The organism is Paenibacillus montaniterrae (assembly GCF_018403185.1).
In the GTDB taxonomy this organism is placed as follows: Bacteria; Bacillota; Bacilli; order Paenibacillales; family Paenibacillaceae; genus Pristimantibacillus; species Pristimantibacillus montaniterrae.
On sequence record NZ_BOSE01000010.1, the window covers coordinates 59,514 to 74,733 of the forward strand.

The following is a 15,220-nucleotide window of genomic DNA, read 5'->3' on the forward strand; positions in this document are numbered from 1 at the left end:
AAAGTGGGGATGGTAGCAGTGACAGAAGCATTTCCAATTGCAACACGGACGATTACAGTGCGTGCTGGCGAAGATCGAGTCGTATATTACCCGGAAGTGGTCGGGCTGCACGATAAAGCGTGGCAGTCAACGGTGAACGCAATGATTGCCAGACAGGCACAGGAGCTGATTCATTTGCAGGTAGGCGAGGATTTATCCTCGGTAACTACGCTGCTCGGGCATTATGAGCTGAAAAATAACCAGCGCAATATTTTAAGCTTGACGCAATCAAACTATGTTTATCACTATCATGCGGCGCATGGCATGACCGTAGTGCGCTCCTTAACCTTTGATATGGCCAAGAAGCGCGTCTATACGCTTGGTCAGCTGTTCAAGCCCGGCAGCGACTACGTGGCAAGGCTGTCTGCAATAGTGGCTGAGCAGATCAAGCAGCGCAATATTGATGTGCTGGAGCCGTTCACCAGCATATCGCCGGATCAGGAGTTTTATGTCGCCGATAAAACGCTTGTGTTGTATTACCAGCTTTATGAGCTGGCACCGTACGTATATGGCATTTTGTATTTTCCTATTTCGATCTATGAAATTAGCGACATTATTGATCAGGAAGGGCCCTTAGGCATATTGATGTAAAATTGCTGCGGCCGGTGACTCTCATCTCATCGTTTAGTCTGAGCCTGCTCAAGCAAAAAAACGAGCATGCTGCGTCACCTGATCCGGTGAAACAGCATGCTCGTTTTGCTTCCAATCGCTATTAAGGCAAAATATTGCCTGCCGCACGGAAGATGGAGTACCATTCCTCGCGCGTTAGTCTAATTTCGCTTGCTTTGCAGCAATCTGTCAAGCGTGTAATGTTCATTGTGCCTGTTACCGGCTGCATATTGGCAGGGTGGCGCAGCAGCCAGGCAATTGCGATCGTTGTATTGCTGACATTGTATTTTTCAGCAATTTCATCAATTTTCGCGTTAAGCTCAGGGAATTTTTCATTGCCGAGAAATACGCCTTCAAAGAAGCCATACTGGAAAGGCGACCATGGCTGAATCGTAATATCATGCAGGCGGCAGAAGTCGAGAATGCTGCCGTCGCGGTTAACAGCGGCTTCATTTTCCATATTGACATTAAAGCCCTGTGAAATCATCGTTGCATTCGTAATGCTAAGCTGCAGCTGATTGGCTACAAGCGGCTGCTTGACTGCCTTTTTCAGCAATTGAATTTGCATCGGGTTTTGGTTGGACACGCCGAAATGACGCACCTTGCCCGAGCTTTCCAGCAAATCGAACGCTTCAGCCACTTCTTCGGGCTCGACCAATGTATCTGGACGATGCAGCAGCAGCACGTCCAAATAATCGGTGCGCAAACGCTGCAGGATGCCGTCTACAGAATTTAGAATATGCTCCTTGGAGAAGTCAAACATTCCTTTGCGGATGCCGCATTTGGATTGAATAATTAATTTTTCGCGAACATCATCGTTCATATGTACAGCATCTGCAAATATTTTTTCGCACTCGCCACCGCCATAAATATCGGCATGGTCAAAAAAGTTAGCGCCAAGCTCCAGCGAGGTTTGCACAAACCGTTCTGCTTCAGCTTTTTCCAGCGAATTTATACGCATACATCCAACTGCAATTACCGGAACTTCAAGTGTTGATGCACCGAGCTTCATTGTTTTCATCATTTCAACCTCCATACAGCATGAATACGAGCTAGTATACACCTACTTGCGGAACACTAGTCATATGTATTGTGCCATATATAAAATCATGATGGCAATGGCATGAACGCAGTTTAATATGGTATAAGGCAAGCTCATCCTCTGCTTCCATTAAATTTCCAACAGTTTCTGCACACAAGGCAGCTGCCATATGCTACAATATTCGTAAATTCATTGAATCAGCTTTATTGTCTTCTGTTATGATAGCGCATACATACCGAAATTATAATGAAATTGTTCGATTATAAGGAGGTCAGATTATGAAGGAAACGAGCCCAATCGCGATCAACCAGCTCGGTTATCGGCCGAAGGATCACAAGCTCGCGGTTATCCAGGGGCCGCAGGCGCAGTATCGGATCGTAGACCAGCATACGAAGGAAGTAGTATGGCAAGGGGAATCATCAGCAGCAGAGTGGGATGAAGCAAGTGGAGCTGTCGTAGGCAAGCTTGATTTCTCCAGCCTGACAGTCGAAGGCGAATATTACATTGAAGGGGAGCTGGGCGCGTCCTGGCCATTTGTTATTCGCGAGCACGTTTATTATGATGCGCAGCTTGCACTATTCAAGGCTTTCTATTATTTGCGCTGCGGCGTGGAGCTTGATGCGCAGTATGCTGGCGCTTGGGGGCACAAGGCGTGCCATAACTCGCCAGTCAAGGTGTACGGGCAGCCAGAGCTTACAATTGATGGCACGGGAGGCTGGCATGATGCCGGCGACTATGGCAAATACATCGTGGCGGCAGGCAAGGCAGTTGCTGATTTGCTGCTTGCATACGAGCTTTATCCGCAAGCGTTCAAGCGCAAGGTGCCGCTGCCTGAAAGCAATGCTGCAATGGATGATCTGCTGCATGAAGTAAAGTTCGAGCTTGACTGGATGCTGAAAATGCAGCAGCCGCATTCAGGAGCAGTTTATCACAAGCTGACGACGCTGCAGTTCCCGCCGCTTGCTACGATGCCGGAGGATGATACTGCGGATTTGTACGCGCTGCCTGTGTCCGCTACTGCGACGGCCAGCTTTGCCGCAGCAATGGCGATGGCTGCGCGCGTGTATGCTGATCTGGACGAGCCCTATGCCGAGCGCTGCCTGCAGGCGGCGAAGCAGGCATTTACCTGGCTTGAAGCCAATCCTGACGTGGAAGGCTTCCGTAATCCTGCTGATGTTGGCACAGGCGAATACGGCGATCAACAGGATACGGATGAGCGTTATTGGGCTGCCGCCGAGCTGTATCGCACAACAGGCGAGCAGCATTATCATAACGCTTTTCTGCGCTATGCGAGCGAGCCGTCCTTTAGTAAAACAGCGCTTGGCTGGACCGATATGGGCGGCTACGGCACAATTAGCTATTTATTAAGTGAACAGCATAAACGCGACGAAGCAGTAGTTGAGCTGCTGCTGGCACAGTGGCAGCATCAGGCCGAGCAGCTCGTTGATGTTTGCGAGCGGGACGGCTATGGCATTTCCTTGCAGCCGGAACAATACCGTTGGGGCAGCAATATGGATGTGATGAACAATGCGATGCATTTGCTGTTGGCGCAGCGCTTTGCTAATCATGCTCGCTATGAGCCATTCATTGCCCAGCATGTTCATTATTTGTTTGGCATGAATGTGAATGGCATTAGCTATGTCAGCGGCTTTGGCCATCATGCGATGTCTTTTCCGCATCATCGTCCGTCCGTTGCTGACGGAGTAAAGGAAGCTGTGCCAGGGATGGTATCCGGCGGACCAAACCGCAATTTGCAGGATGAATATGCAGAGGCTCATTTGCAGGGCAGAGCGCCAGCCGCATGCTATGCCGATCACGAGGATAGCTACGCTACCAATGAAATTACGATTTATTGGAACTCGCCTGCCTTGTTTGTACTGTCGCATTATACGCAACCATCTTAATCCGTTGCTGACAAGTTTGCGAGTCCGTCCTTAGCGAAAGGAGAATTGCCATGCAAAGTGTACTAAGTCAACTGCCGCAAATTATAGCCGACAGCAGGGAGCTGGTGGCTGAATTGCTGGACAGAAGCAAGCTGCAGCCGTTTCAGCATCAGCTTGATGAATGGATGATGCCCAGCAATATACCTGACAGCGGCGCTTATTCTTATGCAGCAGCTGGCGGCAATTCGGCTGCGGATATGCAGCCTGACTCGCAGCTCATTTTGCATGGCGATAACTTATTGCATATGGCTGCTTTGCTGCAAGAGGATGCGGCAAGGCCTTCGCTGCGCGGCAAGATCCAGTTAATTTATATCGATCCGCCCTATAATAGTCAGTCCGATTATGCATCTACGATCAAGCTGCCTGCTGGCGATGCTCACGCCAAGACGCATCAGATCAAGCAATTGGCTTATACCGATCAATGGAGTGAAGGAATCGTCAGCTACTTGCGCATGCTGACGCCAAGATTGCTGCTAATGAAGGAGCTGCTGCATGCGAGAGGCGCACTTTATGTCCATATTGATTGGCATGTCGGGCACTATGTCAAAATTATTTTGGACGAAATTATGGGCATGGAGCAGTTTCGCAACGAAATTGTATGGCAGCGTGATGCGGTTGGCAAGGGAGCAAAAAAATCGTCCAGCCAATGGTCGAGAGAGCTGGAAAGCATATTCGTCTATTCTCGCTCGGCGGATATGAAGTTTAATCAGCCGTACAAGCACGCTGAGCAATTGACGCATACACAGCTTAAGGAGTTTCGCTATCAGGAAGAGGACGGGCGCAAATTTAAAATTGTAACGCTCGGCGACTACTCTCAGCAAACAATCGAGCGGCTGCGCCAGCAAAAGCTTATCTATACAACGAGACAAGGCACGGAATACCGCAAATATTATTTGGATGAGTTCAAGCTGGCGATTGGCTCACTGTGGAATGATATCCCCAACCTGTCTCACGGCAGAAATACGGAGCGGCTCCCGTTCGATACGCAAAAGCCGGAGCGGCTGCTAGAGCGAGTGTTGCTTGCGGGGAGCGATCCCGGTGATTTGGTGGCGGATTTTTTTGCCGGCTCAGGTACGCTGGCTGCTGTTGCCGAACGGCTTGGCCGCAAATGGATTTGCGCAGATATTAACTATCAGGCCGTTCATTTGACGCGCAAGCGGCTGCTTGCTGATCAGCAGCGTCCCTTTGCTATAGCAGCCTTGAAGGACTACACCAGGCTTGGCTTGCTCGTCAAGCAGCCTGACGGCAAGCAGGAGAAGCTTTGCGAGGCTGTTTTCCGCTTATTTGATGCAGAGCAGCGCGAATATCGCCAGCCTTTTTATATCGGATGGTCTGCCAAGAGCAAGACATTGGTGCTGCTGCTTGCTGTTGAGCATTGCTGCACACAGCAAACGGTAGATGAAGCAATGCGACTGCTGGAGCAGTACGACTGTACGATGCTTGCTCTGCTCTGCTGGCAAGTCGAAGCCGAGCTTGGGCAAGCGCTGTATCGTTCAGCTGATGATCGCCTTCAGGTGCTTAAAATTCAAGATGAGCTGCTGGATCAGTGGAAATGGAAGGCGAGTCGGATCAAGCTGGCGAGAAGGAAGCATCGATTTTTTACAACGCTGCCGTATTTGCAGGTAGGCTTGAACTGCACAATAGAGACTCAACATCATGTGCAGCTTGAGCTGCAGCTGGAGAAATACGATTATGTATCGCGCGAGGCGCTGCCGCTTGAGGCGAGAAGCAAGCCCAGGCTGCTGGAGCAGCTTGATCGCGATTCCTTGTCTTTGCTGGATTATTGGAGTGTGGAAGTTTATGACGAGCAGCAAAGGCTGCTCTATCAATGGCACTCTCTTGATCAGCAGCTTGTTCACTCAGTGCAGCTTCATGCAGAGACATCGCTATTTATCGTCGTAAAAGCGGTTGATTTGCTCGGCCTGACAAGCCGTTGGTCCTGCATGTGGCGCCCAGAATACAGCGAATCGATCTAAATAGCTCAATTCAGGAAAGACCAGCTTATTCAAGCTGGTCTTTTGAGACGATAAATCGACATCATATGACGATATCCGCACATTCTACTTGGCCTATGTTATGTTAAAGGTATAAATAATCGTGGTTAAGCTGCGGCTGGCTATGCTAGTCTGCAATCACCTTGATCACGACTTTTCTTGCTCGAGGACCATCGAACTCGCATAAATAAATGCCTTGCCATATCCCGAGCACGAGCTCCCCTTTATGGATAAGGACAGTAGCACTGGAGCCGGTTGTAATCGCTTTAAGATGAGCCGCGGTATTGCCTTCCGCGTGGCGGTCAAGCTTGTGATGCCATGGATATTGCTCATCCAGACGGCGCAGCACATCTGTAACGACATCGGGATCTGCATTTTCGTTAATCGTTATGCCAGCTGTTGTATGAGGGCAGTATATGATAACTTGCCCTTCCTTTACACCAGTTGTTTGTACATATTGTTTGACCTTGCTCGTAATATCAATCATTGCATCATGCTGTTGTGTCGAGATCGTTAAGGTATCAAGCATTGCCATAGGTCTATCTGCTCCTTTTCTGAATAAATTGAAAAGGAGAGCCCAATTTGCGCTCTCCCAGCATATGGACTATATAAGTACAGCAGTGCCGCTTACGGCAACCATTAGCATGCCTTCACGGATTACCTCGTAGTCAATATCAACACCTATGATTGCATTAGCGCCGACACGCTGAGCTTTGTTCTGCATCTCAGCCATTGCAGCATCACGCGCTTCTTGCAGCTTGCTCTCGTAGGCACCTGAGCGTCCCCCTACAATATCGGTGATCGAAGCCAGAAAATCTCGAACAACGTTAGCCCCCATAATCACCTCGCCAGTAGCTACGCCTAGATATTGCTTGACAGGGTAGCCCTCAATTGTTGATGTAGTCGTAATAATCATTACAATTTCCTCCTTTGATATATTGCATTGAAACGCTTGCTCGATTGATATGCGTGACGCAGAACAGATAAAAGCATCTATAGTATAACACAAACAAAATACAGCTATTACCAAATTTTTATTGCCAATTTCCTGTAACTGCTAAGGAAATCCAACTATTCAAGTAAGTCTAATAAGTAACATCAGTGGATGATTTAAATAGGGGAGTGAGGAACATGATTGAAAACTTGAGAAAGAAGTATGGCAATGCCTTCGAGTACGTCGTGCATTTTCGCCAGTTAGAGCAGGAAAAGCTCAAATTAACGCGCGAGCTGCACGATACTGCGCTGCAGGAGCAAATTATCGCACTAAGAGAGCTTGATTTATTGCTGACGGAGCCTGAATTGCAGGAAAGGCTCGACCTGAAAAAGCGATTGTTTCGCATTCGCGAGCAGCAGGCAAGCAGCATTTATACGCTGCGTGATTTTTGCCAGTCTCATTTCGTACCCAGGCTTGCGGATGGAGAGCTGAACAATCAAATCCAGCTGCTGCTCGATCGACTGCAGCTGCGTACCAATATCGAAGTCATTTATCATAATCGCTGGCAGAAGCGAGGATTGGAAGGGGAGCGTGCGCTGCATGTATATCGGATATTGCAGGAGCTGATTCACAATACGGAGAAGCATGCTCATGCTACCCGTGTTGAGCTGTATATGGAGCAAGAGCGAGACTGCTTCTTGATCCAATACAGAGATGATGGAATTGGCATAGACAGCATTGAGCAGGCCTCTACAGCAAAGCTCGGCTTGAAAGGGATTTACAGCAGGGTGGAATGCTTAAACGGGCAAATTAGCTTTACGACCGCCAAGCATGCAGGAGTTCAATGCATGCTGCGAATTCCGCAAGTCGCTTCGGCGGTTCAGTAGTGATTTGTGCGGAAAGCAGCTGAAGTCAATTATGCGGAAAGCAGCTGAAGTCAGCATGCGGAGGTGAAAAAAGATATGCCTTGCTCTGTCAACTGCAATGAGCTGGCAAGAGCAAGGCGGGAGCAGCCGCTAATAATGAGAAGAGATCAGCTTTTTGCGATAATCGCTTGGGGAAATTCCGTTATATTTTTTAAATACGCGGCTAAAGTAAAAGCTGTCGTGATACCCTACCAGCTCTGCCACTTGTGCCACTGTGTAATGCTGGGCGCGTAGCAGCTCGCGAGAGCGCTTCATGCGAAAGCTGGTTAAATAATGGTTAGGGGTCATGCCCGTATAACGCTCGAACAAGTAAGCGAAGCGTCTTCGCTCAATTCCGACATACTGTGAAATTTGAGTAACCGAAATCGGCTTGCTGTAGCTTTCATGCATATATTCGACTGCTTGCAGCATCAACTCGGTTTTCGAAGTTTTCGTTTGCTGCTGAACAGCCTGCAGCATAAGCCGAAGCAGCTGATAAAAATCGGTTTTAGCCTGCAGCTTTGTAAGTGGAACTGCCAATTGATAGCGCGCAATAAGTGTTGTTAGCTGCTGTGACAGGCTTGCGCTGCTTCCAGTATGCATCACGAAGTTTTGCAGGTAGAGTGGAAACTGCTGTTGCTCCTCTACAGGCAAGCGGTAATTTACGACTGCATATCGCCAAGGCTCATCGCCAATAACATGAATATTAAGCTTCATCTTCGGTGCTGCATGAAGCAGCACGCCCTGCTCAAGCTTGTACTGCGCTCCATCGACTGCAACGTAAGCACTGCCGCTGCAAGTGAAAACGAGACCGCTGCTATCAATTGCTGTATGCCCGGAGCTCGCCTGCCTGATTGGAATTTCATGCGCATATGCTTCAACAAAGTGAAGAGGTGCTTCGGCAAAATAATCGACTAATTGATTGATATGGTAATTCATCTATTCACCTCAATTTCTTTCAACAAAAGTCTTAATTGATATTGAGAATTATTATCAATAAAAGTGTAACAAACAAAAAAATAGATGTACATGGACAAATTACGAATTAAGTCGAATTTTTTCGTTGCGTCCTACGACATTCTTTAGTCTAATCACAGGACAAAAGTCCAAAATATGTGATTAGCTTTTTTATTTGTCCATCAATTTGCCTATAACTATAACTGTTGTACAACTCAATAAGTTTTGTTTAAATATAAAAATGTTGCACTAGGGAAAAATTCGTATTATACTGATCGTATCATAAAAAAATTGAAGGGATGAGGGAGATGAAAAAATTATCAAGCCATCTTGTCGTTGTACTGATGGCGTTCAGCCTGCTGCTGGCAGGCTGCCAGACTGGTACAAAATCCAATGATACTAATGAAAATGGGGACAAATTAAAGGTCGTAACCACAATTGCTCAAATCGGCGAGCCGCTAGCTGCAATTGGTGAAGATATGATCGAGGTAACAAGCCTGATGGGGCCAGGCGTGGACCCGCATCTGCATCAAGCAACAACCGGGGATATTACGAAGCTTGATCAAAGCGATGTTATTTTTTACAGCGGCTTGCATCTTGAAGCGAACATGCTGAAGGCATTTGAGGAAATGAGCAAATCCAAGCCGGTAGTAGCAATTGGCGAGTCCATTCCAGAGGATCAGCTGCTTAAGGACGAAACGGGTGCGATCGACCCGCATATTTGGTTCGATATTGAGCTATGGAAAACCGCTCTTGGTACTGCAGTCGAGCAAATTATCGAGCTTGTGCCAGAGCATAAGGCTAAGCTAACAGAAAATATGGAGCAATATTTTTTGAAGCTTGATGAGCTGCAGCAGGAAAGCAAGGCCAAGCTGGTTGAAATTCCACAGGAACAGCGCATTCTCGTAACGGCGCACGACGCATTTGGCTATTTTGGGGCTGCTAACGATTTGCAGGTGGTTGGCCTGCAGGGCTTGAGCACGGAGGATGAAATTGGCTTGAGCGATATTAACGATACAATTGCATTGCTGATGGAGCATCAGGTGCCGGCAGTATTTATTGAAAGCAGTATTAACCCTGACAGCATTAATGCGGTTATTGAAGGCGCCAAAAAGAACGGATTGGAAGTTAAGCTTGGCGGCGAGCTGTTCTCGGATGCGATGGGAGCAGCAGGGACGGATGAAGGAACGTATATCGGGATGTATACACATAATGTAAAGACGATAACAGAAGGCTTGCTTGGAAAGGGTGAGTAACATGAACGAGGCAATCGTAGTCAACCGCTTAAGCGCTGCCTACCGCAAGACTGAGGTGCTGTCACAGGTATCGTTTACGGTTAAGCCCGGCACGTTAACAAGCATTGTTGGACCAAATGGAGCAGGCAAATCGACGCTGATCAAAAGCATGCTGGAGCTGCACCCCCGTACTGCGGGGGAGGTCAGCTTCCTCGGCCAGCCCTACCAGAAGGCCAAAAAGAAAATCGGCTATGTGCCGCAGCGCGGCTCAGTCGATTGGGATTTCCCGACTGATGCACTGGATGTCGTGCTAATGGGCCTATACGGCAAAATAGGCTGGCTCAAGCTGCCGCGCAAATCCGATCGCGAGCAGGCGATGGAGGCGCTGCGCTCGATGGGGATGGAGCAATATGCGAATCGGCAAATTAGCCAGCTGTCCGGTGGACAGCAGCAGCGGGTATTTTTAGCGCGAGCACTTGTGCAGGATGCGGAGCTGTATTTTTTGGACGAACCGCTGGCGGGCGTAGATGCTGCAACAGAACGCATCATTATGGATACGCTGCAGCAGCTTAAAAACCGCGGTCGCACTGTGATGGTTGTGCATCATGACCTGCAGACAGTAGAAGACTACTATGACCATGTTTTGCTGCTGAATCGCACCGTTGTTGCTCACGGTCCGACCGATGAGGTATTTACGGCCGAGCAGCTGCACAGAACCTATGGCGGAGCGCTGCGCTGGATGAGAGAGAAGGTGTAGTTATGAATTTACTTTCCTATAACGCACAATGGGTACTGCTGAGCACACTGCTGCTTGGCATGGCAGCCGGCTCCGTCGGTGTGCTCGCTTACTGGAAGCGACAGAGCCTGATGAGTGACACGCTGTCGCATGCGGCGCTGCCCGGTGTTGTCATTGGCTTTATGATTATGGGCAGCAAGCAGCTGCCGGTTATGCTGCTTGCTGCGGCAGTCAGCGCATACTTCGGCGCTTGGCTGGTGCAGTCTATTCGCAATTCCTCGCGCGTCAAGGAGGATGCAGCGATGGGGATTGTGCTTTCAGTTTTTTTCGGCTTGGGCATTATGCTGCTTACCTTCGCCAATCGCATGCCGGGTGGCGGGCAGAGCGGGCTTGATCATTTTATATTCGGTCAAGCGGCAGCGATGGTAAGAAGCGATGTGACCTGGATGGCTATCGTAGCGGCAGTCGTATTAGTCGTTATCCTTCTGCTTTTTAAAGAGTGGAAGGTTTCGCTGTTTGATGCCAGCTTTGCACAAGGGCTAGGCTTGTCGGTACGAGCGATGAACAGCTTATATACCGCTTTGCTTGTGCTGGTTATCGTGATCGGCATTCAAGCAGTGGGCGTTATTTTAATTGCGGCATTGATGATTATCCCTGCGGTTAGCGCACGCTACTGGACTGATTCCTTTGCCAAAATGCTCATATTGTCTGCTTTGTTTGGCGGCGGTGCCGGACTAATTGGTACCTTGATCAGCACATTAGGCAAAGGTTTGCCTACCGGGCCATTTATTGTCGTATCAGCCTCGGCTATGTTCTTTATTTCGCTGCTATTTGGAGCAAGTAAAGGGCTGCTGGTCGTGCGCTACTATCGCAAGCGCGCCAAGGGCAGCGGGCAAAAAGCGATCATGGCAGGCGGGGTGACGGAAGGAGGAAGAGGATGAGCTATTCAGCATGGATTTTATTAACGGCTTCATTAGTAGGAATGTCCTGCGGTCTGGTTGGCGTGCTGTTAATTTTGCGACGTATGGCGATGATGGCGGATGCGATCAGCCACTCCGTGCTGCTCGGTATTGTAGTGGCTTATTTGGTCACCTTGCAGCTCAGCGGCATTCATATGTTTATCGGCGCGATTATTGCTGGTCTTGTTACAGCACTTCTAGTCCAATCCTTTCATCAGCTTGGCGTACAGCAGGAGGCGTCGATCGGAATCGTGTTCACGACGCTGTTTGCGATTGGCGTTATTTTAATCTCGACCAAGGCAGGCAACGCCCATCTTGACATTCAGCATTCCTTAATGGGTGAAATCACATTTATTCCGTGGAATACAGTGGAGCTGCCGTTTGTTGGCTCTGTACCGATGGCAGTCGTCAGCCTAAGCATCGTTTTGCTTATTGTGCTGCTGGTCCTGCTGCTCTTCTACAAGGAGTGGAAGCTAACTTCATTTGACCCGGTATTTGCCGCAAGCATTGGCATTCCTGTGACGCTTATGCACTATATCTTTATGTCGCTTGTTTCGATTACGAGTGTTGCAGCCTTTGATGCAGTAGGGGCGATTATGGTTGTAGCCATGCTGATTACACCAGCATCTGCCGCCTACTTGTGGACGGATAAGCTGCCAACGATGCTCGTGTTAAGCTGCAGCTTTGGCGTTGCCGCAGCATGGATCGGGTATTATGTGGCAGTATGGCTGGATACGTCTATTTCAGGGGCGATGGCGTTCGCAACAGGCATCATTTTCCTGATTAGCTTCATTGCAGCTCCACGCTACGGCATCATCGCCAAGCATCGGCGCTCGCGGGCCAGTGCAGCGCTCACTGAGCATGCGTAGCATGCTGGCGCCATTGCAATCATCTATTATATACGACAAGGACTCACGAGCCTATCGACCAGCCGATACGTTGGTGAGTCCTTTATTGTTTTCAGTTTTTTATCGCGCCTGCTCGTATTCTACAGGCTGAAGCGTGCGCGCAGATAAATTGTCCTGCCAAAGCGTCTCGATTTGCTCAAGCGGCACATCCTTTGTTTCGGGAACCTTTTTCCATGTGAAGAAGAAGGTAAACAGAGAAAGCACGGCAAATGCAGCAAATGTTGCAGATGAACCGATTGATGCCAGCAGCGACGGGAACGATTGTGAAACGATGTAATCTGCAATCCATAGCGACATCGAACCGATAGCAGTCGCAATACCGCGTACATGATTCGGGAAAATTTCCGACATGATGACCCATACAACTGGTCCAAGCGACACAGCAAAGGAAGCGACATAAATGAGCAGAAAGACAAGCAATAATGTGCTGTTTGTTTCTGCAGCATTAAATGCGAAACTGATCACAATCAGGCTGATCGCCATGCCTGCCGAGCCAACCATCAACAGCTGCTTGCGACCGACCTTATCTATCAGCCATATTGCAACAATTGTAAATACAAAATTGATGAAGCCGATCAAAATCGTTTGGACGAGCGCGGCGTTGGTGCCGGCTCCTGCTTGCTTGAAAATTTCCGGTGCATAGTACATAACCGCATTAATCCCAGTAAACTGCTGCATCACAGCCAGCACAACACCTACAATAAGCGCAGCCTTCAGTGTTGGGCTTTGGAACAGCTCGCGAAAGCTACCTTTTTTCTGCTTGAACGATTGCTCAATATCGTCCACTTCCAGCTTCGCCAGCTCTGAGCCGTGAATTCTGTTCAAAATCGTAAAGGCCTGCTCGCGATGCCCCTGCTTCATTAACCAGCGCGGGCTTTCCGGCACAAACAATAATGCGATTAGAAAGATAATGCCCGGTATCGCGCCTACGCCAAACATCCAGCGCCAAGCATATTCCACCTGCCAGGCGTGCTCGCCGCTATTGGAAATCCACAAATTTACAAAATAAACGAGAAAAATGCCTGTAACGGTAGCCAGCTGGTTCAAGGCAACGAGGCGGCCACGATAGCGAGCCGGTGCAATTTCGGCATTGTACAGCGGACATAGCGTTGAGGTAAGACCGATGCCAAGGCCGCCAATGATGCGGAATAAAATATAAGTGTTAAAGCTGTCAGGCAATGCTGAGCCGATACAGCTAACGATAAATAAAAGGGCAGCACCAATCAGTACGCGCTTTCTGCCAAATTTGTCGCTCAGTACGCCAGCGAACGCTGCGCCTACAACACAGCCGACGATAAGGCTGGATACCGCCCATCCGACCTGAAAATCAGTTAAGCTGAAGCGATCACCCATAAAGCCGATCGCGCCTGAGACAACAGCAGTATCGAAGCCGAACAATAAGCCGCCAATAGCAGCAACTATGGATATAAGAGTGACAAATTTGAGGCTAGCATCTTGTTGTTGTATGTTACTCATTAAGCATCCTTTCCAGCATAGTTATGCTTCAATCAGTTTAGTGTACGAGTGCTATTCTAGCATGCGCTGCACGTGCTGAGGGAAAGAGATGCCTTCACTTATTTGTGCTAAGCTAGCATATTTTTAAGCGTGCCAGCAGCGGGTCTACTGCTGCGAGCGATAAGCCGAAGGGGTCATGCCGGTTACTTTCTTGAACACGCGGCTAAAATAGTTAGGATCATTGTAGCCGACCAGATAGCAGATTTCCTTCAGGCTCATCTCCTTGTTGCCCATCCATTGCTTCGCTTTTTCAATGCGAATCCGTGTAATATAGTCGATAAAGGTTTGGCCGGTTTGCTGCTTGAACACTTTGCTGAAGTAGTACGGATTGAGATGCACATGCTCGGCTACCTCCTCCAGCAGCAGCTCGCGTTGATAATTGCGGGCAATATAGCTAAGGGCGGCGTCGATCATGGAAAAGGTTTGCTGCTCGCGCTCCTGTTGAATAAGCTTTATCGCCTGCTGCACATAAGCATAGTGCTCGGCTTTGCTAGAGAGAAGCGGCTGTGGACTAAGATGCTCTATGTCCTGAAACAAGCAGACATGACTGCTGTCCACCGCTGTAGTTGAGGCGAATACCGCTTCGAAGTAGGAGCGGCGCGCGCCGGCTACGCCCTCATGCTTATTGCCGATTCCAATCTGCACTTCCTGCTCTGGAATAGTCTGCTTGCAGCGCTCCAGCAGCTCACTGCTAACCGAACGGGCATGCTGCAGCAGTGCCTCGGGCTTATCGCGGTCGGCCTCGCGTGCTGTAAGAAACAGCACGATATGCTCATGAACGAACGGGCTGCTTATATAGCGATCATAGCCGTGTATGCTGGCTTGCTGCTGGAGCAGTTGTTGCACCTGCTGCTCCAGCAGCTGGCGATGCTGTTCGCCTTGCGGCAGGGCTACGACGACCGCACACAGACCTTCCAGCTCCAATTGCAGCGAGTCGGCGATGGCTAACAATTCCTGCTCATTTGCAGCGGCTGAAATAAGCCGCAGCGCCAGCTCCGCCTTTACAAGCGGCAGCAGCTCCTGCAAGCGCTGCTCCTTTGCTTGCTGCGAGCGGGCTGCTTCCTGCTCCAGCTCGATTTCAGCAATAAGCCGCTTCACTAAAGCTGCAATTTCCTGACGGTTGGCAGGCTTTACGATATAGTCCTTGGCGCCGAGCCGCACGGCTTCCTGCGCGTAGTCGAAGTATTCATAGGCGGTTACTAGCACAAATTTTGCTTGCGGCAGCAGCTGGCGTATAGCGCGCAAAGCAGCCAGCCCATCCATGCCGGGCATGCGAATATCCATAAAGATGATGTGCGGCTTATGAATGCTCGCCTGCTGCAGCGCATCGCGTCCGTTCCCGGCTTCGATTACCTCGGTTGGCTGGTCTACCATTTGGTCAATAATCCAGCGCATTCCCTCGCGCTCCAGCGCCTCATCATCTGCAACTAATATGCGGTACAAC

General features: G+C 49.3%; 14 protein-coding genes. 8 read left to right on the forward strand and 6 right to left on the reverse strand.

Translation table 11 applies throughout. The features are described 5' to 3' along the window. The first annotated feature begins 18 nt into the window (after nucleotides 1-18). Nucleotides 19-630 carry a DUF3298 and DUF4163 domain-containing protein gene (locus tag KJS52_RS21615; RefSeq protein WP_213519372.1) on the forward strand — a complete coding sequence of 204 codons (612 nt, stop codon included), beginning with the start codon at nucleotides 19-21 and terminating at the stop codon, nucleotides 628-630. Between the two features lie 121 nt (nucleotides 631-751). Here KJS52_RS21615 and KJS52_RS21620 read toward each other — a convergent pair whose 3' ends face one another. Next, nucleotides 752-1,669: an aldo/keto reductase gene (locus KJS52_RS21620; RefSeq protein WP_213519373.1), complete on the reverse strand. Its 918-nt coding sequence runs from the start codon at nucleotides 1,667-1,669 to the stop codon at nucleotides 752-754. 299 nt (nucleotides 1,670-1,968) lie between these two features. On the opposite strand from KJS52_RS21620, the gene KJS52_RS21625 reads away from it, so the two are divergent. Beyond that, nucleotides 1,969-3,594, forward strand: a complete 1,626-nt coding sequence (locus KJS52_RS21625; protein ID WP_213519374.1) for a glycoside hydrolase family 9 protein — start codon at nucleotides 1,969-1,971, stop codon at nucleotides 3,592-3,594. Nucleotides 3,595-3,644: 50 nt separating this feature from the next. After that, nucleotides 3,645-5,609, forward strand: coding sequence for a site-specific DNA-methyltransferase (locus tag KJS52_RS21630; RefSeq protein ID WP_213519375.1), 1,965 nt, complete (start codon nucleotides 3,645-3,647; stop codon nucleotides 5,607-5,609). 145 nt (nucleotides 5,610-5,754) lie between these two features. Here the strand turns inward: KJS52_RS21630 and KJS52_RS21635 are convergent, their stop codons facing one another. Further along, nucleotides 5,755-6,156: a secondary thiamine-phosphate synthase enzyme YjbQ gene (locus KJS52_RS21635; protein WP_213519503.1), complete on the reverse strand. Its 402-nt coding sequence runs from the start codon at nucleotides 6,154-6,156 to the stop codon at nucleotides 5,755-5,757. 75 nt (nucleotides 6,157-6,231) lie between these two features. Continuing rightward, a complete protein-coding gene (locus KJS52_RS21640; RefSeq protein ID WP_213519376.1) occupies nucleotides 6,232-6,543 on the reverse strand; it encodes a YbjQ family protein in 312 nt (103 codons plus the stop codon). 215 nt (nucleotides 6,544-6,758) lie between these two features. Between KJS52_RS21640 and KJS52_RS21645 the strand changes: the two genes are divergently transcribed. After that, nucleotides 6,759-7,448 carry a sensor histidine kinase gene (locus KJS52_RS21645; protein WP_213519377.1) on the forward strand — a complete coding sequence of 230 codons (690 nt, stop codon included), beginning with the start codon at nucleotides 6,759-6,761 and terminating at the stop codon, nucleotides 7,446-7,448. A gap of 129 nt (nucleotides 7,449-7,577) precedes the next feature. Here the strand turns inward: KJS52_RS21645 and KJS52_RS21650 are convergent, their stop codons facing one another. Further along, on the reverse strand, nucleotides 7,578-8,405 hold the full coding sequence (locus KJS52_RS21650) for a helix-turn-helix domain-containing protein (RefSeq protein WP_213519378.1): 828 nt from the start codon (nucleotides 8,403-8,405) through the stop codon (nucleotides 7,578-7,580). A 326-nt stretch (nucleotides 8,406-8,731) separates the two neighbouring features. On the opposite strand from KJS52_RS21650, the gene KJS52_RS21655 reads away from it, so the two are divergent. Genes KJS52_RS21655 through KJS52_RS21670 form a run of 4 tightly spaced genes read left to right on the forward strand, consistent with a single transcriptional unit; the run spans nucleotide 8,732 to nucleotide 12,222 of the window. Next, nucleotides 8,732-9,679 carry a metal ABC transporter solute-binding protein, Zn/Mn family gene (locus KJS52_RS21655; RefSeq protein ID WP_373871380.1) on the forward strand — a complete coding sequence of 316 codons (948 nt, stop codon included), beginning with the start codon at nucleotides 8,732-8,734 and terminating at the stop codon, nucleotides 9,677-9,679. A gap of 1 nt (nucleotide 9,680) precedes the next feature. Continuing rightward, complete coding sequence (locus KJS52_RS21660; RefSeq protein ID WP_213519380.1) at nucleotides 9,681-10,415, forward strand: metal ABC transporter ATP-binding protein; 735 nt, start codon at nucleotides 9,681-9,683, stop codon at nucleotides 10,413-10,415. A gap of 2 nt (nucleotides 10,416-10,417) precedes the next feature. Then, nucleotides 10,418-11,335 (forward strand): metal ABC transporter permease, encoded by a 918-nt coding sequence (locus KJS52_RS21665; RefSeq protein WP_213519381.1) that lies wholly within the window; start codon nucleotides 10,418-10,420, stop codon nucleotides 11,333-11,335. Beyond that, on the forward strand, nucleotides 11,332-12,222 hold the full coding sequence (locus KJS52_RS21670) for a metal ABC transporter permease (RefSeq protein ID WP_213519382.1): 891 nt from the start codon (nucleotides 11,332-11,334) through the stop codon (nucleotides 12,220-12,222). The genes KJS52_RS21665 and KJS52_RS21670 overlap by 4 nt, the downstream gene beginning before the upstream one ends. 99 nt (nucleotides 12,223-12,321) lie before the next feature. Here KJS52_RS21670 and KJS52_RS21675 read toward each other — a convergent pair whose 3' ends face one another. Continuing rightward, nucleotides 12,322-13,737: a sugar porter family MFS transporter gene (locus KJS52_RS21675; RefSeq protein WP_213519383.1), complete on the reverse strand. Its 1,416-nt coding sequence runs from the start codon at nucleotides 13,735-13,737 to the stop codon at nucleotides 12,322-12,324. A gap of 144 nt (nucleotides 13,738-13,881) precedes the next feature. Continuing rightward, entirely contained in the window at nucleotides 13,882-15,219 is a 1,338-nt protein-coding gene (locus tag KJS52_RS21680) for a response regulator transcription factor (RefSeq protein WP_213519384.1), read from the reverse strand. Between the last annotated feature and the right edge of the window lies 1 nt (nucleotide 15,220).